The organism is Streptomyces inhibens, assembly GCF_022221585.1.
GTDB classification, from domain to species: Bacteria; Actinomycetota; Actinomycetes; order Streptomycetales; family Streptomycetaceae; genus Streptomyces; species Streptomyces inhibens.
This window is the reverse complement of the sequence record NZ_CP084681.1, coordinates 6,544,130-6,564,787: the sequence shown is the minus strand read 5'-3', so window position 1 is coordinate 6,564,787 and position 20,658 is coordinate 6,544,130. Positions and strand designations below refer to the sequence as shown.

Sequence of the window (20,658 nt, the reverse complement as noted above, 5' to 3'; positions counted from 1 at the left end):
GGACTGCGTTATCCCTTCACTGCGCCGGAGGTGAGACCGCCGACGGCCTTGCGTTGCAGGAACAGGAAGAGGACCAGGATCGGGACGGCGAAGATCGAGGCGGCGGCCATGGTGGCGCCCCAGTCGTCCCCGAACTGGCTCTGGAACTGTGAGAGCCACAGCGGCAGGGTGCCCATGGCCGGCTCCTTGTTGAGGACCAGCACCAGCGGGAATTCGTTCCAGGCGGTGATGAAGCCGAAGAGCGAGGTGGCCATCAGGCCGGGTGCCAGCAGCGGGAAGACGACCTTGAGGAAGGCCTGCCGGCGGGAGCAGCCGTCGACCATCGCGGACTCCTCCAGTTCCTTGGGCACCGCGGCGACATAGCCGCGCAGCGTCAGGAGGGTGAAGGGCAGCACCATCAGCATGTAGAAGAAGGTGAGCGGCAGCAGGCTGTTCAGCAGGTCCGCGTCCCGGACGATCAGGTAGATCGAGATCACCATCACCTCCCAGGGCGCCATCTGGGCGACCATGAAGGTCAACAGGATGCCCTTGCGGCCCTTGAAGCGCATCCGGGTGAGGGCGAACGCCCCGCACAGCGCGATCACCAGCGACAGACCGACGGCGAGCACGGTCACCAGGACCGAGTTCCCGGCCAGGGTCCAGAAGTTCGGGGCGTTCACGGCCGTCGCGAAGTGCTCGAAGGTGCCGTGGAGCGGGAACCACACGGGGTCTTCGGTGACGATGTCCTGGGTCGGCTTGAAGGCCGTGTTGAACATCCAGTAGACCGGGAAGACAAAGCCCAGGGCGAGCACGACCGCCGTCGCGTTGGGCCAGATGCGGCCGGCGAGAGAGCGCTTCACAGCTCGTTCTCCTCTTGCTGTTCCTGCCTGATCGTCAGACGCAGGTAGTAGGCGGTCATGGCCAGCAGCACCACGATCGTCAGCAGCGAGATCGCGGCACCCATACCGAAGTGGAGATTGCCGACGCCCTCGGTGAAGGCGTAGATCGGCAGCGTCTCGGTGAGCCGGTCGGGGCCGCCTTCGTTGATCGCGAAGATCTGCGGGAACGCCTTGAAGACCCAGATGATTTCCAGGAACGTCGTGGCGAGGAAGAAGGGCTTGAGGAAGGGGAAGGTGACACAGGTGAAGACCTTCCAGGTGCCGGCGCCGTCCATCCGGGCCGCCTCGTAGAGCTCCTTGGGGATCGTCGTGGTGGCGGCGTAGAGGTTGAGCGCCACGAAGGGCAGCGACTGCCAGACGATCAGTACGGTGATGACGAAGAAGGTCGACAGCTGAGTGCCGACCCAGTCGTAGTGGGCCATCGCATGCCAGCCGAGCCTGTCCAGCAGCCAGTTGACGACGCCGTAGCGGGAGTCGAAGAGCCACTGGAAGACGGTGGTGGCGGCGATCACCGGCATCGCCCAGGCCAGCACCAGCGCCAGGGACAGCGTCAGCCGCATCTTCTTGCCGAGCCGGGCCAGCAGCAGTCCGATCAGCACACCGAGAACCATGATCAGGACCACATTGACCGTGGTGAAGACGATGGTGCGGAGGGTGACCCGCCAGAACTGCTCGCTGCCCAGGATCTCCTGGTAGTTGCCCGTCCCGCGCCAGTCGGTGAGGTGCTGGATCAGCTCCTTCATATTGAGGTTCTGGAAGGAGAGCAGGATGTTGCGGACCATGGGCCAGCCCAGGAGGACCGCGGTCGCGAGCAGCGCCGGCAGCAGCAGGAGATACGGGGCGCGGCGGGCGGGAGAACGAGGAGTGCGGCGGGCGGGAGAACGAGGAGTGCGGCGGGCGGGAGGATGAGGAGTTCGGCCGGCGGGACGATGAGGAGAGCGGCGGGCGGGCGGTGCGCCCCCCTTGCCGGTCCGCGGCGCGGTCTTGTCCACCGCGTCGTCGAGCTGCGCTGCCATGAGCCTCTGCTCCCCTTCTCGCCGTCACACCTCGGTGCCTCTGCCGGAGTGCGTACGGGCCGGGGACGGCCGGCCCGTACGCATCCGGTGGTGCGGCCTGATCGCTCAGGACCGCCGGATCCGCCCTACTGCTTGGCGAGCCGCGCGTTGATCTCGGATTCGATGTCCTTGGCGGCGTCGGCCGGGGACTTACCGCTCAGAACGGCCGTCATATAGCTCTTGATCGGGTTCGGTACGTTCTCCACCGCGGCCCACTGCGGAATCAGCGGAGTGGTGCCACCGGACTTCTCCGCCGCGGGTGCTGCGGCCGCCGCGGCCGGATTCTCCTTGGCGGCGCCGGCCAGGTCCGGGGACTTCGGGGTCCAGCCGACCTCCTTGACCATCTGTCCGTCGTTCTGCTTCGACAGGGCCACCTTCAGGAATTCCTTGGCGAGTTCCTGGTTCTTGCCCATGCCGGCGACGGCGAAGTTGGAGCCGCCGAGGAATACACCCTCGGGCTTGTCCGCGGTCTCACCGGGGATGGTGAAGAAGCCGATGTCGTTCTTGATTTTCGGATTGGCCTTGATGGCGGTGGCGGCCTCGTAGCCCATGGCGATGACAGCGCCGGTCTTCCCCTTGGCGAAGACCTCGGCCTGCTGCGGGGTGGCCTCGTCCTTGTTCTTCGGGGCGGTGCTGAAGGCCTGGTACGACTTGTAGATGTCCATGGCCTTGGCGACCTTGGGGTCACCGAGGTTGGAGACCCACTTGCCGCCCTGCTTCTTCACCAGGTCGGCACCGGTGCCGAGGGTCAGGCCGTCGAAGAAGTACCAGTTCTGGCCGGGGAGATACAGCGGTTCGGCGTCGGTCTTCTTCTTGATGGTGTCAAAGGCCTTGAAGAGCTCGTTGCGGGTCTTGGGGGTGCCCTTGAGACCTGCCTCGGCCCAGATCTTCTTGTTGTACATCACCACGCGGTTACCGGCGTACCAGGGCAGCGCGTACTGCTTCCCGTCCACCAGCGATGCCTTGTTGAAGGCGTCGTTCCAGTCGGCGCCGATCTCCTTCTTCAGATCGCCGAGGTCGGCCAGGGCGCCCGCATTGGCGTATGCGGCGGTCTGCGTGTTGCCGATTTCGACGACGTCCGGCGGGGTGTCCTCGGAAAGGGCGGTGCTCAGCTTCTGCTGAATGCCGTTCCACTGCTGGACCTTGAATTCGACGGTGGCGCCGGTCTTCTTCCTGAACTGCTCGGAGACCTGCCGGGTCCACTGCGCCGGATTCGAACCACTCATCACCCAAACGGTCAGCTTCTGGCCCTTGAAGCCATCCGCGCCCGCCTTGTCGCCGCCGCTGGACCCACAGGCAGCGACACCCACCAGCATTCCCGCGACCGCCGTCGCCGCTATGAGCCCACGCTTCATTGCGCTCTCCCCTAAAGGCCGGGTGTGGTCTTTAATGGTTTAGACCAGTGCCCGCAGCTTGGCCTAGACCTTTTGGGGTGTCAAGGGTGTATAAGAGTCGCTGTCAGGTCCGTTACCGGACCGACATCTGGCGGGCCGGGACCTGCAAGGGAGCGCGGACAACCCGCCCGTGCCACGATGTGAGCCGCTACGTACGGAGGAGCCGGTGACGGCAGCACGACAGGAGTCGGAGAGGCGGGGCATGGAGACCGACGGGGGCAGTGCCGAGAGCGGCGGCGGCGCGCGGACCGCGCGGGTGCCCAAGTACTACCGCCTCAAGCGGCACTTGCTGGAGATCACCGAGACCCTGCCGCCCGGCACCCCGGTCCCGCCCGAGCGCACCCTGGCCGCGGAGTTCGACACGTCCCGTACGACGGTGCGTCAGGCCCTGCAGGAGCTGGTCGTCGAGGGCCGGCTGGAGCGCATCCAGGGCAAGGGCACCTTTGTCGCCAAGCCCAAGGTCTCCCAGGCGCTGCAACTGACCTCCTACACGGAGGACATGCGGGCCCAGGGCCTGGAGCCGACCTCCCAGCTGCTGGACATCGGCTATGTCACCGCCGACGACCGGCTGGCCGGCCTGCTGGACATCGCCACCGGCGGCCGGGTGCTGCGCATCGAACGGCTGCGGCTGGCCAGCGGCGAGCCGATGGCCATCGAGATCACCCATCTGTCGGCGAAACGCTTCCCCGCGCTGCGCCGCAACCTCGTCAAGTACACCTCCCTGTACACCGCGCTGGCCGAGGTCTACGACGTCCGTCTCGCGGAGGCCGAGGAGACCATCGAGACCTCGCTCGCCACCCCGCGCGAGGCCGGCCTGCTGGGCACCGACGTCGGCCTGCCGATGCTGATGCTCTCCCGGCACTCCCTCGACGCCCAGGGCCAACCGGTGGAATGGGTGCGCTCGGTCTACCGCGGCGACCGCTACAAATTCGTCGCCCGACTGCGCCGCCCGACAGACTGATTCCGAGGCGCTGCGCCGCCGCTGACCGTGGACGACGCCTGCTCTCTGCCGCGGATTCTTCATACCGATATGCGGACAGCTAGTGACGCGCGCCACGGCCCTGCCATAGATTTCCAGCCGATTGCACAGGAGTTCGCCAGGGACGGAGCCACGCTCATGCCAGAGCCAGCCGCATCACCGACCAACAGACCGGTCATCACGCCGACACGTGTGGTGGCGGGGCTGTGCCTGCTCGCTCCGTTCGTGGCGATGCTGTGGGTGAGTTCGTACGCCAAGATCGAGCCGACGCTCATCGGGATCCCGTTCTTCTACTGGTACCAGATGCTGTGGGTGCTGATCTCGACCGTCCTGACGATGGTCGCGTACAAGCTCGTGCAGCGTGAGCAGCGCGCACGCAAGGGCGGTGCGGCCCAGTGACTCTCGCAACGACGGCGACGACGGCGACCACGCCACTGGCCGCCTCCTCGACCCAAGGCGTCAACGGCGTCGCGCTCGCCGTCTTCGTCTTCTTCTTCCTGGCCGTGACGGTCATGGGATTCCTGGCCGCCCGCTGGCGCAAGGCCGAGGAGTCCGCCAACCTGGACGAATGGGGCCTGGGCGGCCGCAGTTTCGGCACCTGGGTGACGTGGTTCCTGCTCGGCGGGGACCTCTACACCGCGTACACCTTCGTGGCCGTCCCGGCGGCGATCTACGCAGCGGGCGCGGCCGGCTTCTTCGCCGTGCCGTACACCATCCTCGTCTACCCCCTCATCTTCACCTTCCTCCCCCGGCTGTGGTCGGTCTCGCACAAGCACGGCTACGTCACCACCTCCGACTTCGTCCGCGGCCGCTTCGGCTCCAAGGGCCTGTCGCTGGCCGTGGCGCTCACCGGCATCCTCGCCACAATGCCGTACATCGCCCTCCAACTGGTCGGCATCCAGGCCGTCCTGGACGTGATGGGCATCGGCGGCGGCGAGAACACCAACTGGTTCGTCAAGGACCTGCCGCTGCTGATCGCCTTCGCCGTCCTCGCCGCGTACACCTACTCCTCGGGCCTGCGGGCGCCCGCCCTGATCGCCTTCGTCAAGGACGGCCTGATCTATCTCGTCATCGCGGTGGCGATCATCTACATCCCGATCAAGCTGGGCGGCTTCGACGCGATCTTCGACGCGGCCGGCAAGGCGTTCGCCGAGCCCGGCGCCGTACCCGGCAAGCCGCGCGGCGCGCTGACCACCGGCCCCAACGCCCAATGGGCGTATGCGACCTTGGCGCTCGGCTCCGCGCTGGCGCTCTTCATGTATCCGCACTCGATCACCGCCACGCTGTCCTCGCGCAGCCGCAATGTGATCCGCCGCAACACCACGATCCTGCCGCTGTACTCCCTCATGCTGGGCCTGCTCGCGCTGCTCGGCTTCATGGCGATCAAGGCCGGCACGGACATCCAGGGCAACCCGCAGCTGGCCATCCCGCAGCTGTTCGAGGACATGTTCCCCAGCTGGTTCTCCGGCGTCGCGTTCGCCGCGATCGGCATCGGCGCGCTGGTGCCCGCGGCCATCATGTCGATCGCCGCCGCCAACCTGTTCACCCGCAACGTCTACAAGGACTTCCTCAAGCAGGACGCCACACCGGAGCAGGAGCACAAGGTCGCCAAGCTCGTCTCGCTGCTGGTGAAGGTCGGCGCGCTGGTCTTTGTCCTCACCATGGACAAGACCGTCGCGATCAACTTCCAGCTGCTGGGCGGGATCTGGATCCTGCAGACCATGCCGTCGCTGGTCGGCGGTCTGTTCACCCGCTGGTTCCACCGCTGGGCGCTGCTCACCGGCTGGGCGGTCGGCATGCTCTACGGCACACTCGCGGCATACGGCGTGGCCAGCCCGACCCAGGCCCACTTCGGCGGCTCCAGCAAGGAGATCCCCGGCATCGGTGAGATCGGCTACATCGGCCTGACCGCCTTCGTCCTGAACGTCGTGGTGACCGTCGTCCTGACCTTCGCCCTGAAGGCCGCCAAGGTCCCTGACGGCGTCGACGAGACCAGCCCCGCCGACTACACCGCGGACGCCGGCGACGCGGGCGTCACGGCGGACCTGCCGCCCGCCACGGCGGGAGCTCCGGCCGGCCACTGAGCCACCGGCACCGCACCGGCGGATCACGGGCCGTCGCGTCCCTTCGGGGGCGCGGCGGCCCGTCGTCGTCCCGGCCGCCGAGCTCTGGAACGTGCGCGGGACCGGGAGCCGATACCGGGATTACGCTCCGGGCGTTCACCCGTGAGATGGCCTGAAGGACCCGCCCGGCCCGGCCCGCATGGCGTTTCCGGGCGCGTTGCCGACTCTGCCGGGCCCCATGGCCGTTCGCACACCAGTAGGAGTGGTATGAGGTGGCGACACAAGATGTGGGGGTGCATGCGGGGAGCAGCACAAGATGTATGCTCGTCCTCGCTGTCGCCGCAGGGGAATCCGGTGGGAATCCGGAACTGTCCCGCAACGGTGTGGGAGCGCGCTCAGTGGCCTGATGACGGCCCTGTCGCGCGTCCGTGAAGTCCGAAGACCTGCCGACGGTACGTCCTCACCGCCATCGGTGCGGACGTCGATACGTCCGGGCCCCGAGGGTTGGGCCGGTGGGCGCCGCGCGGTGTGCCCGCGCACCCCTGACCGTAACGGGGTGCCGCATGCGCGCGTGCGACCGTCGCGCCCCGCCCCTCCTGGCCCCCGCCGAGTGAGGGAGAGCATCACGTGACCATCGCGCCAACGGAGTCCGCGTCAGACGCCGAGGTAGTTCAGCCTGCGGTGGCCACGCCTCCTGCCCCCGCCGACGGGCCGGGCGTCGCGCTGCTGCGCACCCTGACCGAACTGACCGAGGATCTGGCCGCGACCGACCCCGGCAAGGTGGCCGCCGCCGCGCTGCGCGGCCGGCACGCGGGTTCCGACGAGGCCGAGCTGCGGTCGCTGGCCATCGACGCCGCGGCCGGTCTGATCGGCGACGAGCCGCAGTACTCCAAGCTCGCCGCGCGCCTGCTCACCCTCGCAATCTCGGAGGAGGCGGCCGAACAGGGGGCGGTCGCCTTCTCCGCCTCCGTCGAGGTCGGCCACCGCGAGGGCCTGATCGCCGACGAGACAGCCCGGTTCGTCCGCGCCCACGCGGCCCGGCTGGACGCGCTGGTCGACAAGGCACTCGCCGAAGGCGCCGACGACCGCTTCGGCTACTTCGGTCTGCGTACCCTGCACTCGCGCTATCTGCTGCGCCACCCCACCACCCGTCAGGTCATCGAGACGCCGCAGCACTTCCTGCTGCGGGTGGCCTGCGGCCTCGCGGAGAACGAGTCCGCGGCGGCGCTGGAGGACGTCGCCGAGCTGTACCGCCTCACCAGCTCGCTGTCCTACCTCCCCTCCTCCCCCACCCTCTTCAACTCCGGCACCCGCCACCCGCAGATGTCCTCGTGCTATCTGCTGGACTCCCCGCTGGACGAGCTCGACTCGATCTACGACCGGTACCACCAGGTCGCCCGGCTCTCCAAGCACGCCGGCGGTATCGGCCTCTCCTACTCCCGGATCCGCGCACGGGGGTCGCTGATCCGGGGCACCAACGGTCACTCCAACGGCATCGTGCCGTTCCTGCGCACCCTGGACGCCTCGGTCGCGGCCGTGAACCAGGGTGGCCGGCGCAAGGGCGCCGCCTGTGTCTACCTGGAGACCTGGCACGCCGACATCGAGGAGTTCCTGGAGCTGCGCGACAACACCGGTGAGGAGGCGCGCCGTACGCACAACCTGAACATCGCGCACTGGATCCCGGACGAGTTCATGCGCCGGGTGGAGGCGGACGGCGACTGGTCGCTGTTCTCGCCCTCCGACGTGCCGGAGCTGGTGGACCTGTGGGGCGACGAGTTCGACGCCGCCTACCGCAAGGCCGAGGCCGAGGGCCGGGCGCTCAAGCAGATCCCCGCCCGGGTGCTGTACTCCCGCATGATGCGCACCCTGGCGCAGACCGGCAACGGCTGGATGACGTTCAAGGACGCCGCCAACCGCACCGCCAACCAGACCGCGGAGCCCGGCCAGGTCGTGCACTCCTCCAACCTGTGCACGGAGATCCTGGAGGTGACGAACGACGGGGAGACCGCCGTCTGCAACCTCGGGTCGGTCAACCTCGCCGCGCACCTGGGCAACGAGGCCGCCGGCTGGGAGGAGGCGATGGACTGGGAGCGGCTGGACGCCACGGTCCGTACCGCCGTCACCTTCCTCGACCGCGTCGTGGACATCAACTTCTACCCGACCGAGCAGGCCGGGACCTCCAACTCCCGCTGGCGCCCGGTCGGTCTGGGCCTGATGGGCCTCCAGGACGTCTTCTTCCGGCTGCGGCTGCCGTTCGACTCGGCCGAGGCACAGGCGCTGTCGACCCGGATCTCCGAGCGCATCATGCTCGCGGCGTACGAGGCGTCCGCCGACCTCGCCGAGCGGCACGGCCCGCACCCGGCCTGGTCCGCGACCCGCACCGCCCGCGGTGTGCTGCACCCGGACCACTACCCGAACGCCGAGCCCCGCTGGGCGGACCGCTGGGCGGCGCTGCGCACCCGTATCGCGGCGACCGGAATGCGTAACTCCCTTCTGCTGGCGATCGCGCCGACCGCGACCATCGCCTCCATCGCGGGCGTGTACGAGTGCATCGAGCCGCAGGTCTCCAACCTCTTCAAGCGCGAGACGCTGTCCGGAGAGTTCCTCCAGGTCAACGCCTATCTGATCGAGGAGCTCAAGGCGCTGGGGATGTGGGACGCACGGACCCGTGACGCGCTGCGCGAGGCCAACGGCTCGGTGCAGGACGTCAGTTGGATCCCCGAGGAGATCCGGGCGCTGTACCGCACCGCCTGGGAGATCCCGCAGCGCGCCCTGATCGACATGGCCGCGGCCCGTACGCCCTACCTCGACCAGAGCCAGTCGCTGAACCTCTTCATGGCCTCGCCCACCATCGGCAAGCTCAGCTCGATGTACGCCTACGCCTGGAAGCGCGGCATCAAGACGACGTACTACCTGCGCTCCCGCCCGGCGACCCGGATCGCCCAGTCGGCCCGTGGCGGCGCCGCCGCCACCCCCGTCCCCGTACCGCAGCAGGCCACCGACCCCGAGGCCGTCGCCTGCTCCCTGGAAAACCCCGAGTCCTGCGAGGCCTGCCAGTAATGACCACCGCGCCTGAAACCAACGCCGCAACGGCGCACACCGCCACCTCCGGCACGAAGAACCTCCTCGACCCGGGCTTCGAGCTGACCCTGCGTCCGATGCGGTACCCGGACTTCTACGACCGCTACCGGGACGCCATCAAGAACACCTGGACCGTGGAGGAGGTCGACCTCCACTCCGACGTCGCCGACCTCGCCAAGCTCTCCCCGGGCGAGCAGCACATGATCGGCCGGCTGGTGGCGTTCTTCGCGACCGGCGACTCGATCGTCGCCAACAACCTCGTGCTGACGCTCTACAAGCACATCAACTCCCCCGAGGCGCGGCTGTACCTGAGCCGTCAGCTCTTCGAGGAGGCGGTGCACGTCCAGTTCTATCTGACGCTGCTGGACACCTACCTCCCCGACCCGGAAGACCGCTCCGCCGCCTTCGCGGCCGTGGAGAACATCCCGTCCATCCGGGAGAAGGCCGAGTTCTGCTTCAAGTGGATGGACTCGGTCGAGAAGATCGACCGGCTGGAGTCGAAGGCCGACCGCCGCCGGTTCCTGCTCAACCTGATCTGCTTCGCGGCCTGCATCGAGGGGCTGTTCTTCTACGGCGCCTTCGCCTACGTCTACTGGTTCCGCTCGCGCGGTCTGCTGCACGGGCTGGCCACCGGCACCAACTGGGTCTTCCGCGACGAGTCCATGCACATGGAGTTCGCGTTCTCCGTGGTGGACACCGTCCGCGAGGAGGAGCCCGAGCTCTTCGACGACAAGCTGGAGCAGCAGGTCACCGACATGCTCAGGGAGGCCGTCGAGGCGGAGCTGCAGTTCGGCCGCGACCTGTGCGGTGACGGCCTGCCGGGCATGAACACCGAGTCGATGCGCGAGTACCTCCAGTGCGTCGCCGACCAGCGGCTGCAGCGCCTGGGCTTTGCCCCGGTGTACGGCTCGGAGAACCCGTTCTCCTTCATGGAGCTGCAGAACGTCCAGGAGCTGACCAACTTCTTCGAGCGCCGGGCCTCCGCCTACCAGGTCGCGGTCGAGGGCTCGGTCTCCTTCGACGACGACTTCTAGACGGCTCCCGCACCCGCGACGCCCCTTCGGCCGGGCCACCCGCCCTTTATGAGCATTCGGTGACCTCGGCAACCGGAGCCATGGCCACCACATCTATCCGGATATGAAGGCCACGAAGGGGCGTCGCCGGTTCAAGGCCACGAACGGGCGTCGCCGGTTCATCGACTATCCACGTCAGGGACGGGAGGGTCCGCGCCGCTGGCTGCCGTCATGGCGGCAGTGGCTCGGCACCTTCTCGCTCGGCATCATCTGCCTGGCGGGACTGTTCGCCATTGTCTACGCAAACGTCGACGTCCCGAACGAGAACGAGCTCGCCGGCCAGGAAGCCACCGTCTATTACTGGGCGGACGGCAGTCAGATGGTGAGCGTGGGCGCCGTCAACCGACAGAACGTCACGCTCGACAAGGTGCCCGACTCCGTCGAGAACTCCGTGATCGCCGCGGAGAACGCCACCTTCTACAGCGACGCCGGGGTCTCCATCCAGGGCATCGGCCGTGCCGTGGTGAACATGATCTCCGGCGAGGACACCCAGGGCGGCTCCACCATCACCCAGCAGTATGTGAAGAACACCTATCTCTCGCAGGACCAGACGGTCACCCGCAAGCTGAAGGAATTCATCATCTCGCTGAAGGTGAGCAACCAGAAGTCCAAGCGGGAGATTCTGCGCGGATATCTCAACACGAGCTGGTTCGGCCGTGGTTCGTACGGCATCCAGGCGGCCGCCCATGCGTATTACGGAATCGACGCCGACAAGCTGAACCCCAGCCAGGGCGCCATGCTGGCCGCCGTGCTGAAGGGCTCGGAGCAGTACGACCCGGGGCTGAGCAAGGCCAATCACGAACGGGCCGTGGAGCGCTGGAGCTGGATTCTCGACCGGCAGGTCACCACCGGGAAGATGACCGAGCAGGAGCGGGCGAAGTACCGCGAATTCCCGGAGCCCCGCGCACTGTCGAAGCCCACCAGCCAGGCCGGCCAGATCGGCTATCTCATCGATATCGCCAATAAATTCATCAAGGCCGGCACCGGCCTGACCGACAAGGACCTGGCGCGCGGCGGCTACCGCATCCACACCACCTTCGACAAACAGCGCACCCGCCGCCTGGAAAAGGCCGTCAATGACGTCCGCCGGCAGAACCTCGACCCCAAGAAGCGCGCGGCCGACACCTTTGTGGAGGTCGGCGCGGCCTCCGTGCGCCCCAAGGACGGGGCGATCGTCGCGCTCTATGGCGGCACGGACGCCACCCGGCACTTCAGCAACAACGCGGACACCACGGCGGTTCCGGCCGGCTCCACGTTCAAGCCGTTCGTGCTCGCGGCCGCGCTCCAGCAGCAGGTCGACCGGCCCGAAGTCGACGACGAGGCGGGCCCGGTGGACTGGCAGAAGCGGTTCGGGGATCTGACCGGCGCCTTGATGAACGCCGAGAACCCGCCGTTCGTACAGGCCGGGCAGCGTATCGGGCTGGAGCGGATCCGGGATGTCGCGGTGGCGGCGGGCCTGCGCGAGGAGAGCATGGCGCGCCTGGAGCAGACCTTCCCGCTGGGCACCTCGGCGCCCAGCGCGATCCGGATGGCGAGCGCCTACACCACCTTCACCAACGGCGGGCTGCACGCCGACCCGTACGCGGTGACCAAAATGACGTACGACGGCAAGAAGCTCCCCGGCTTCGACCGGACCGGGCCCGAGCAGGTCCTCGACGCCGGGGTCGCCCAGCAGGTGTCCGGGACCCTGGAGGGGCTGGGCTGGCGCGCGCTGGGGATCCCGGGCGGCAAGCCGGCCCGGCAGCCGGTCGCGGCCGGCCTCACGGAGCCGGGCGACCGGATGAAGTCTGCGTGGTTCATCGGCAGCGCACCCGCTGCCGGCCTGCTCCCGGGCTCCGGCCCCGGTACCGGCTCGGGAAGCTGGGACGGCACCCGCCCCGGCCAGGCGCCCGGCGCCGGTGACGGCAGCGAGCCGACCACCGCCGTGACCATGTTCCGCAACAAGCCGGGAGCGCCCGAGCTGCTGCCGATGAACGGCGTCGGCGGCCCCAAGACCGGGCTGGGTACGACCCTCCCGCCGAAGATCTGGTCCGCCTACCAGGAGGCGTCGTAACGGACGCGGGCGCCCGGCCGCCGGCCGGGCGCCACGGCGCCGCGCTCAGTCGTTGGCGACGACGGGGTAGCGCGGCTCGCGCTCGGCCATCTGCTTGAGCGCGTCCTTGCGGTCCCGCTTGCTGAGCCGGTCGATGTAGAGGTAGCCGTAGAGGTGATCGGTCTCGTGCTGCAGGCAGCGCGAGAAGTAGCCGGTGCCCTCGATCGCGATCGGCTCGCCCTTGGCGTTCTGGCCACGGACGACGGCGTAGTCGGGGCGGGCCAGCGAGGCGTACGCGCCGGGCACGGACAGGCAGCCCTCGTTGGAGTCGTCCAGGATCCGGCGCTCGGCGGGCAGCTCGTCCAGCACGGGGTTGCAGACCGCCCCGACGTGCCGGACGCCCTCGTCGTCCAAGCAGTCGTAGACGAAGACCTTCAGGTCCACGCCGATCTGGTTGGCGGCCAGTCCCACGCCCTCGGCGGTGCGCTGGCTGGCGAACATGTCGTCGATGAGCTGGGCGAGCTCGTCGTCGAACTCCGTGACGTCCTTGCACTCCGTGTGGAGCACCGGATTGCCGACGACCGTGATCGGCCGCGAGGTACCGCGCTCACGGTGGGCGGCCTCCCGCTCCGCGGCGTCGGTGACGTCATCGACGAACGCCTCGTCCACGCGCTGGTCATCGTCTTGATCAAACACAGGCTGCTGGGCCATCTCCGCCGTACGCCTTCCTGAAAACCCTGATTAGTCGCCCTACAGCCTACGGGGGCGCGGACCGGCGCTCAGCAGACCTCTTCAAGATCGCGCCATTCCCGGGTGTCCGGGCTGTCCGCGACCCAGCCGTCCAGCAGCCCGCGCACCAGGGCGGACGGCGCCGCGATACCGCACTCGCGCTCGGGCACCCACAGGGAACCCGAGCCCGCGGTGCGGTGCCCGAGCGGCCCGGGGTGGCCCGGCTCACTGTGGTCGTGCGGGTCCAGATGCTCGCCCTCGCCCTCGTCGCTGGGCATCCGGCTCTCCGAGCACGTACGGCACAGCAGCCGTACGGAGGACGACCAGTCCTCGGCCGCGAAGCCGGCATCGGCCGCCAGCCGCTCCAGGGCGTCCCGGTCGGCCTCCGTGGCGGCCTCCAGCAGCACCACCCAGGTGGGGACCGGGGAGGGCGCCCACAGCTCGATCTCGTCGAAGACCGGGTAGGAGGGGCCCGCGGCGGTGGTCCGCTCGCCGTGCGGGACGCCGTCGTGCAGCACCACCTCGCCCCAGCGCCGCCCGGAGGACGGCAGCGGGATCGACAGCACCTCGATACGGGCCGGGTCCAACCGGCGGCCCCAGACCACCTCGGCCTCGCCCTCCGGGGAGAGCCGCACGGCGGCGCTGCCCAGGGCCATACCGAGCGGTTCGCCGGACGGTGAGCCCTCGCCGCGGACCTTGAGGCCGTACGCCTGCCAGGCTCGGCGGGCCAGCGGCCAGTCCTGCAGGGCGGTGGCGGCGATGCCCACGTTCCACCAGTCGGGCGCCCCGGTCTCGCGGTCCAGCAGCGCGACGGCGCGCAGGCCGGCGGCGCGGGCCTGTTCCCAGTCGTGCCGGAACTTGTGCAGCAGGGCGAGGTTGAACCAGGACTCCGACAGCCACGGCTCCATGTCCGCGGCGCGGGTCAGCAGCGCCCCCGCGTCCTCGTAACGGCCGTCGCCGATCAGCGTGAAAGCGCGGTCGGTCGCCTGCCGCCACGAGGCGGAGGGCCGGTGCCGTACCTTGCCGAAGATCCTCACGATTCCCGCCTGCTGGTTGCTCTTGATGCCGCTCCGGAGGTGACCCGAGCGGCGCCCGGGGCCTTCTGGGGGCCCACTCGACAACCTGCCACAGATTGCCGTCGGGCTCAGCCTGGTTTGCTGTGCCCCCTGCGGCTCCTTGCCCTTCGCCGACCCCCTGAACCCCCCGAGAGGGGCTTCCTTCGCATCCAACCATGCCCATCTCGAAGGGCGCTCATTACCCATGGGTTCCACGACATAGGGCACCCTGTGCAGGCTCAACCGCGGGGGGACACGTCCGGCGCCGGCAACGGCTGTTTCCGGCCTCACCGGCGCATACGCACCCGGGAAGGCGATCCGCAAGCCGGAAGACCGGGCATGGCCGGTTCCGCGCCCCCGGGACCCTCGGCCGTCTCACCCCGTGCGGTCACACCGCCCGCTCACACCGCCCGGCCGCCGCGCGCCAGGACCCGGGCGAGCGCCTCGACGACCCCGGGATCGTGGTCCTGCGCGGTGGCCAGCCGCAGCCGCTCCAGGGCCCGCAGCGCACCGCCGGGGCCGGCCGACTCCCCCGACAGATCGTCGTAGGCGTTGACCGTACGGACGATACGGGCCGTGACCGGCTGGTCCCGGTACGGATCCGCCTGCCGCTCGACGATCACCGCGACCTCCGCCGGGACCCCGGTCTGGCGGACAACGGCGCCGCCCAGCAGGGCGATCCGGCGCTGCTCGGCGGGCGGCAGCGGGGCGGTCGCGCCGTCCGGCACCGGGTCCAGGAGCGAGAGCTGGCCGATGTCGTGCATCAGGGCGGCGTGTTCGAGAACGTCCAGATCCGGTGCGTTCAGGCCGAGTTCGCGGCCCACCGCGCGGCTGAGCGCGGCGACCCGGCGGGCGTGGCCGTGCGGGGTGTAGCCGGCGATCTCGGTGGAGCGGGCCAGCGAGGCGATGGTCTGGCGGTAGGTGGCCCGTACGGCCGCGAACCGGCGGAAGGCGAACTGGGTCAGCAGCAGCGGCAGACAGAACACCGGCAGCGCCCACAGCCCGGCGACCGCGGTGGCGAGCGAGATCACCACTCCGGTGGCACAGATGGCCGAGCCGATGCCGGGCAGCGCCCGCAATGCGTCGCGCAGCAGCGGCCCGTACGGCCAGCCCGTGCGGGCGCGGGCGAGGGCGGCGGCCAGCACCGCGTCGCACAGCGCGGTCAGCGCCAGCAGGCCGATCAGAAAGAGCGGGTAGACCGGCCCCGAGGCCACCCAGGTGCCCAACGTCCCCGTGTTGTAGAGGGGTTGGAAGCAGGTGGCGGCGAAGCCGACGGTCAGCACCCGGCGCGCGAGCGGGTCGAGCGCCGGCCCCCGGCCGCGCGCGACATGCGGGACGATTCCGACCAGACCGGCCGCCAGGACGACCGCCACGGTCTGCGGGACACCGTGTGTGGTCGGCCGTCCGCCGGCCTCACCGAGCAGGGCGTACGCGAGTGCGCCGGCCACACCGAGCGGTGCGGCCTCCCGTCCCGCGCCGGTCGCCGGGTCGGGGCCCCGGCCCACCAGCTCGCCGACGGCTATCAGCACCCAGAAGGCCAGCGCGATCCCCGGCTCGGCCAGGCCGTTCCACAGCGTCCACCCGAGCGCCCAGCAGGCCAGCGCGCCGGCCGTGGCGTAGACCGCGGCGATGACGGCGCTTCCGGACGCGGTCGGTACCCGGGCGCGCGGGGCGCCGGCGGCCAGGTCGTCCACCGTCCGGCTCCCGGGCGGCCGGGTGTACGGGGGCCGCTCCGCGGCGCCGCTCACCGCGCACCGTCCCGCCCGGCGCCTTCGGACCGCGGCACCGGCTCCACTACCGGGCGCTCCGCGCCGCTGCCGGGCGCTTCCGCCCTCTGAGGCGTGACGTTTCCTCTACGGCCCCGCACCACCCCCGGCTCCGCATCCGCGGCCGTCACCAGCTCCGGTTGCCAGCCGTACCGGTCGAGCGACGCCGCCAGCGCCCGGACCATCCGCGGATCGAACTGCGCGCCGGCGCACTTGCGCAGCTCCGCGACCGCCACCGGCACCGGCCGGGCCCGGCTGTAGGAGCGCGTCGAGGTCATCGCGTCGAAGGCATCGGCGACCGCCACCACCCGGGCGAACTCCGGGATGTGGTGTCCCGCAAGCCCGTAGGGGTAGCCGCGGCCGTCCAGCCGCTCGTGGTGGTGCAGGATCGCCGCCCGTGCCTCCCCCAGGAAGCCGATGCCGCGCACGATCTCGTGGCCGTACTCGGGGTGCAGCTCGATGACCCGGCGCTCCTCCGGCGTCAGCGGCCCGTCCTTGCGCAACAGCCGGGTGGGCACGCCGAGTTTGCCGACGTCGTGCAGGATGCCGGCGAACCGCAGCACCTCCATCCGGTCCTCCGCCATGCCCAACTCCCGGGCGATCATCACCGAGGCCCGCCCGACCCGTTCACTGTGCCCGCGGGTGTAGCGGTCCTTGATGTCCACGGCCTGGACGAGGGCGCGGATGGTGGCCTGATGGGCGGCGCGTTCGCGGTGGTACCGGTCGAAGACCCAGCAGGAGAGGTACATCGGCAGCAGCACCAGCAGCGCGGCCGGCGGCCCGTACGAGCTGCGCCACAGGACCGCCATCATCAGCCCGGCGAGTCCGTGCACGAGGTGTGGTGCCAGCGAGCGGGTCAGCAGCCCGCGCCAGGCGGTGCGTACGGGGTGCCGCTCGGCGGCGACCAGCACCCCGCCCTCCAGCGCCGCGAGCAGCGCGCAGAAGGTGCCGGCGGCGGCCGCGGCCGGCAGCAGCAGAACGGGGAACTGCGGCGCGGACAGCGGGTGGTGGCCGAGGGCCCGGAAGATCTCGGCGGCGGCCCGGCAGGCCAGCGCCAGTTCGGCGGCGTGCCAGAGCCTGCGGGCGCCGGCCGAGCGCGCCCGGGCCGGTGCGATCAGCGCCCCGGGAACGGCGGCCAGCGCGGCCAGCGGCGGCGGGAGCAGAAAGGCCCCGGCCAGCAGCACGGGGCTGGCCCATCCGGCGGGGAATCCGGGCGCTCCGTCGGCGCCCGTAGCGGCCGTAGCGGCCGTACCGCCGGTGTACGGTGCCCGGCTGCCCGGCGGCGGGCAGCGGCGGACCTGTTCGCACAGTCCGTAGAGGGTGGCCAGGGCCAGGGTGCCGGTCCACGGGGCGCCGGCGCCGAGCCGTAAGGCGGGGGCGGCACACAGCGCCGCGGCCAAGGCGGCGCAGCCGATATACCCTCGCGCGGCCGCCGGAAGTCCCCGCATCGCGCCCTCCTCACCATGCCCACTGCGCTCCCCCGGGCCCTGAAGGAGCAGGGGGAAGCCCAGGGCGCCGCATCCGCAATGCGCCTGGGTTCGGTGAGAATAGAGGGGCCGCGGCGCCGGGGTGGGCGCATCAGCGGATCGGGCGGGACGAACCGCCCCGCCCCTCACCCCTTAGGGTGATCTGCCGCCTTATTCGGTCCGCGCGGCCTCGGCACGTGCATCGGCGGAGCCGGTCGTCTCGGACGGGCCGGCCGCCGCCTCGGACGGGCCGGTCGCCTCCTGGGAGCCGGCCGCGGCGGCGTCCGACTGCTCCCGCTGTGCCTGTTCCTGCTTGGCCTGTTCGAGCACGCTCACCTCGGGCACGGTCTCCCCCGCCCGGATGAGGTCGATCCGGCCCATGACCTTGGACCGCAGATCGGTGGGGACGTCGTCATGGCCGCAGCAGCGCTTGACGAGCTTCTTCACGGCCTGCTCCAGGCCGTACTTCTCCAGGCACGGCGAGCATTCGTCGAGATGTACCTGGAAGTCTGCGCACTCCCCGGCGGGCATCTCCCGGTCGAGATACTCATAGAGGTGATCAAGGACCTCTGAGCAGTCCTTCTCGTGCGGCTCTCCGCAGCTCATGATCCTGAGCCTTTCCGGTCGTGCGACTCCGACGTGCGCGCGGCCTGCGGGTCCGCGGCCGCTGCCCCCGCCGGGACCAGCCCGCGCTCACGGGCGTAATCCTCCAGCATGCCGCGCAGTTGGCGACGGCCGCGGTGCAGACGGGACATCACCGTGCCGATGGGTGTCCCCATGATGTCCGCGATCTCCTTGTACGCAAAGCCCTCGACATCCGCCAGGTAGACCGCAATACGGAATTCCTCGGGGATCGCCTGGAGCGCGGCCTTCACGTCCGAGTCGGGAAGGTGGTCGAGCGCCTGCGACTCGGCGGAACGCAGCCCCGTCGACATGTGCGACTCGGCGCGCGCCAGCTGCCAGTCCTCGATCTCCTCTGCGGCACTGCGCTGGGGTTCGCGCTGCTTCTTGCGGTAGGAGTTGATGAAGGTGTTCGTGAGGATGCGGTACAGCCACGCCTTGAGGTTGGTGCCTTCCCGGAACTGATGGAAGGACGCATACGCCTTCGCATACATCTCCTGCACCAGGTCCTCCGCGTCGGCCGGGTTGCGCGTCATGCGCAGCGCGGCGGAGTACATCTGGTCCAGGAAGGTGAGCGCGTCCCGCTCGAAGCGCGCATTGCGCTCGGTCGCACTCTCCTGCCGGCCCTCGGACATCTCCTCAGCCGTGCCGTCGGTCCCTGCGTCGGTACCGGTGACCGGACCCACCTCCTCCAACAGCGTCACGGATCCGGAAACGGACCCACTCGAATCGGAGAATAGACGACGATCCGGTGCCGCCGCCGCTCCAGCCAGGGCGGGCTGCGTCACCTGCATCTGCGACCACGGCAGGTCAGCGGCCGGGCGGGCCATGCAAGCGATTCCCATGCGGCGGACTCCCATTCCTCATGCTTCGCTGGACGTACTCGACTACCTACGACAGCCTCAACAGCCGCACCCGCCGCGTCATTCCCGGCCCGACCCCCGAATCTCTCCGGCGCACTATCCGGCGTACCGCTTGACAAACCCGCTTGCCGCTTCGGCAATGGAGGGGTGAACGACAACGCGTACGCACGGGTGCTCGCGGAGGTGGGCCCGCGGCTGCGGCGGCTGCGCCAGGAGCGCGGGGTGACGCTCACCACGCTGTCCGGGGCGACCGGTATCTCGGTGAGCACGCTGTCACGGCTGGAGTCCGGCGGCCGCAAGGCCACCCTCGAACTGCTGCTGCCGCTGGCGCATGCGCATCAGGTGCCGCTGGACGAGCTGGTGGGGGCGCCGGAGGTCGGCGATCCACGGGTGCGCACGGTGCCGGTGCGCAACGGGCCCATGACCGTGCTGCCGCTGACCCGCCAGCCGGCCGCGCTCCAGGCGTTCAAGCTGGTCCTGGACCCGGTCGGCGGCCCGCCGGAGCAGCGTACGCACGAGGGCTACGAGTGGCTGTACGTCCTGTCCGGGCGGCTGCGGCTGCTGCTCGCCGACCGCGATGTGGAGCTGCGGGCCGGTGAGGCGGCGGAGTTCGACACCCGGCTGCCGCACTGGTTCGGGCCCGCGGGCGACGAGCCGGTGGAGGTGCTGAGCCTCTTCGGCCGGCAGGGCGAGCGGATGCATGTGCGCGCCCGTCCGCGCGGGCAGGCCGGCTGACCGTGCCGGCCGCTGCCGCGCCCCGGTCGGTGCTCAGCCGAACATCTCGTCCAGCCAGGCCACCACCGCGTCCGTGATCACGGCCATCGACTCCGGCTCGCCGACGCCCGCCTTCTTCGGCACCGCGAAGCCGTGGTCACCGTGTGCCACCTCGGTGATCCGGGTCCCCGGCGGGAACTCCCCGGGCCGCCCGAACGGGTCCCGGCCGCCCTGGACGACCAGCGTCGGCACCCCGGCGCCGGTCAGCTCGTCCACCCGGGACTTCTCCGGCCTGCCCGGCGGGTGCAGCGGGAAGCTGAGCGCGAGTACGGCATGTGCGCCCAGTTCGCGCGCCGTACGGCAGGCCACCCGGGCGCCCGCGCTGCGGCCGCCGGCGACCACCGGCAGCCCCGGCTTCTCCAGCGCCGGCCACAGCGCGGTCCATCCGGAATCCAGGGTTTTCGGCGCGGGCGCCAGCTTCTTGCCCGCCACCCGCCACGGCTGCTCGACCAGCGCCACGGTGTAACCGCGGGCCGGCAGCGCGGCCGCCAGGGCCCGCAGATCGCGCGCCTCGATCCCACCACCGGCGCCATGGCTCACGGCCACCACGGCCCGCGCCGGCTTCGCATCGCGGTACCAGGTGATCCGGGCGTCGCCCGCCGGCGTCCCGACCGTCTCGGTCTCCATCGCCCCTGTGCTCATGCCGAAACCTCGCTTCGCTCGGCCTCGCATTCGCAAGGCGCGCACCTTTGAATGACTCGCTCGCCGCGCTCGCTCATGCCGAAACCTCGCTCCACCCGGCCTCGCATCCGCAAGGCGCGCACCTTTGAATGACTCGCTCGCCGCGCTCGCTCATGCCGAAACCTCGCTTCATGCGCCCATCCTGCCC

17 protein-coding genes and 1 riboswitch are annotated in these 20,658 nt (G+C 70.1%); of the genes, 7 read left to right on the top strand and 10 right to left on the bottom strand.

Features of this window, described 5'->3' with window-relative positions; translation table 11 throughout:
• Positions 1–8: 8 nt before the first annotated feature.
• The 3 genes from KI385_RS29835 to KI385_RS29825 form a co-directional block, all read right to left on the bottom strand.
• Positions 9–839 carry a carbohydrate ABC transporter permease gene (locus KI385_RS29835; RefSeq protein ID WP_238575210.1) on the bottom strand — a complete coding sequence of 277 codons (831 nt, stop codon included), beginning with the start codon at positions 837–839 and terminating at the stop codon, positions 9–11.
• Positions 836–1,894 carry a carbohydrate ABC transporter permease gene (locus KI385_RS29830; RefSeq protein WP_238575209.1) on the bottom strand — a complete coding sequence of 353 codons (1,059 nt, stop codon included), beginning with the start codon at positions 1,892–1,894 and terminating at the stop codon, positions 836–838. The genes KI385_RS29835 and KI385_RS29830 overlap by 4 nt, the downstream gene beginning before the upstream one ends.
• A gap of 125 nt (positions 1,895–2,019) precedes the next feature.
• Entirely contained in the window at positions 2,020–3,288 is a 1,269-nt protein-coding gene (locus tag KI385_RS29825; RefSeq protein ID WP_238575208.1) for an extracellular solute-binding protein, read from the bottom strand.
• A 241-nt stretch (positions 3,289–3,529) separates the two neighbouring features.
• Here KI385_RS29825 and KI385_RS29820 point away from each other — a divergent pair, with 241 nt between their 5' ends.
• From KI385_RS29820 to KI385_RS29795, 6 genes are all read left to right on the top strand, one after another.
• Complete coding sequence (locus KI385_RS29820; protein ID WP_238577911.1) at positions 3,530–4,288, top strand: GntR family transcriptional regulator; 759 nt, start codon at positions 3,530–3,532, stop codon at positions 4,286–4,288.
• A gap of 156 nt (positions 4,289–4,444) precedes the next feature.
• On the top strand, positions 4,445–4,705 hold the full coding sequence (locus tag KI385_RS29815) for a DUF3311 domain-containing protein (RefSeq protein ID WP_128507753.1): 261 nt from the start codon (positions 4,445–4,447) through the stop codon (positions 4,703–4,705).
• Between the two features lie 35 nt (positions 4,706–4,740).
• Positions 4,741–6,390, top strand: a complete 1,650-nt coding sequence (mctP, locus tag KI385_RS29810; protein WP_425357105.1) for a monocarboxylate uptake permease MctP — start codon at positions 4,741–4,743, stop codon at positions 6,388–6,390.
• A gap of 295 nt (positions 6,391–6,685) precedes the next feature.
• Positions 6,686–6,834, top strand: a riboswitch (cobalamin riboswitch).
• Positions 6,835–6,996: 162 nt separating this feature from the next.
• Entirely contained in the window at positions 6,997–9,429 is a 2,433-nt protein-coding gene (locus KI385_RS29805; RefSeq protein WP_238575207.1) for a ribonucleoside-diphosphate reductase subunit alpha, read from the top strand.
• Positions 9,429–10,484 carry a ribonucleotide-diphosphate reductase subunit beta gene (locus KI385_RS29800; RefSeq protein ID WP_238575206.1) on the top strand — a complete coding sequence of 352 codons (1,056 nt, stop codon included), beginning with the start codon at positions 9,429–9,431 and terminating at the stop codon, positions 10,482–10,484. The genes KI385_RS29805 and KI385_RS29800 overlap by 1 nt, the downstream gene beginning before the upstream one ends.
• 103 nt (positions 10,485–10,587) lie before the next feature.
• Positions 10,588–12,576 carry a transglycosylase domain-containing protein gene (locus tag KI385_RS29795; protein WP_238575205.1) on the top strand — a complete coding sequence of 663 codons (1,989 nt, stop codon included), beginning with the start codon at positions 10,588–10,590 and terminating at the stop codon, positions 12,574–12,576.
• Positions 12,577–12,621: 45 nt separating this feature from the next.
• Here the strand turns inward: KI385_RS29795 and def are convergent, their stop codons facing one another.
• From def to KI385_RS29765, 6 genes are all read right to left on the bottom strand, one after another.
• Positions 12,622–13,266 carry a peptide deformylase gene (gene def, locus KI385_RS29790; protein ID WP_128507757.1) on the bottom strand — a complete coding sequence of 215 codons (645 nt, stop codon included), beginning with the start codon at positions 13,264–13,266 and terminating at the stop codon, positions 12,622–12,624.
• Between the two features lie 68 nt (positions 13,267–13,334).
• Positions 13,335–14,321, bottom strand: a complete 987-nt coding sequence (locus tag KI385_RS29785; protein WP_128507759.1) for a tetratricopeptide repeat protein — start codon at positions 14,319–14,321, stop codon at positions 13,335–13,337.
• A gap of 419 nt (positions 14,322–14,740) precedes the next feature.
• The gene (locus KI385_RS29780; protein WP_425357104.1) at positions 14,741–15,970 is read right to left on the bottom strand and encodes an HD-GYP domain-containing protein; all 1,230 of its coding nucleotides are present in this window, start codon (positions 15,968–15,970) and stop codon (positions 14,741–14,743) included.
• A 113-nt stretch (positions 15,971–16,083) separates the two neighbouring features.
• The gene (locus tag KI385_RS29775) at positions 16,084–17,553 is read right to left on the bottom strand and encodes an HD-GYP domain-containing protein (RefSeq protein WP_238575204.1); all 1,470 of its coding nucleotides are present in this window, start codon (positions 17,551–17,553) and stop codon (positions 16,084–16,086) included.
• A 189-nt stretch (positions 17,554–17,742) separates the two neighbouring features.
• Entirely contained in the window at positions 17,743–18,177 is a 435-nt protein-coding gene (rsrA, locus tag KI385_RS29770; RefSeq protein WP_238575203.1) for a mycothiol system anti-sigma-R factor, read from the bottom strand.
• Positions 18,174–18,878, bottom strand: coding sequence for a sigma-70 family RNA polymerase sigma factor (locus tag KI385_RS29765; protein ID WP_238577908.1), 705 nt, complete (start codon positions 18,876–18,878; stop codon positions 18,174–18,176). The genes rsrA and KI385_RS29765 overlap by 4 nt, the downstream gene beginning before the upstream one ends.
• 324 nt (positions 18,879–19,202) lie before the next feature.
• Between KI385_RS29765 and KI385_RS29760 the strand changes: the two genes are divergently transcribed.
• Positions 19,203–19,790, top strand: a complete 588-nt coding sequence (locus tag KI385_RS29760) for a helix-turn-helix domain-containing protein (protein ID WP_238575202.1) — start codon at positions 19,203–19,205, stop codon at positions 19,788–19,790.
• 33 nt (positions 19,791–19,823) lie between these two features.
• Here KI385_RS29760 and KI385_RS29755 read toward each other — a convergent pair whose 3' ends face one another.
• A complete protein-coding gene (locus KI385_RS29755; RefSeq protein ID WP_238577907.1) occupies positions 19,824–20,456 on the bottom strand; it encodes an alpha/beta hydrolase family protein in 633 nt (210 codons plus the stop codon).
• Positions 20,457–20,658: the final 202 nt, after the last annotated feature.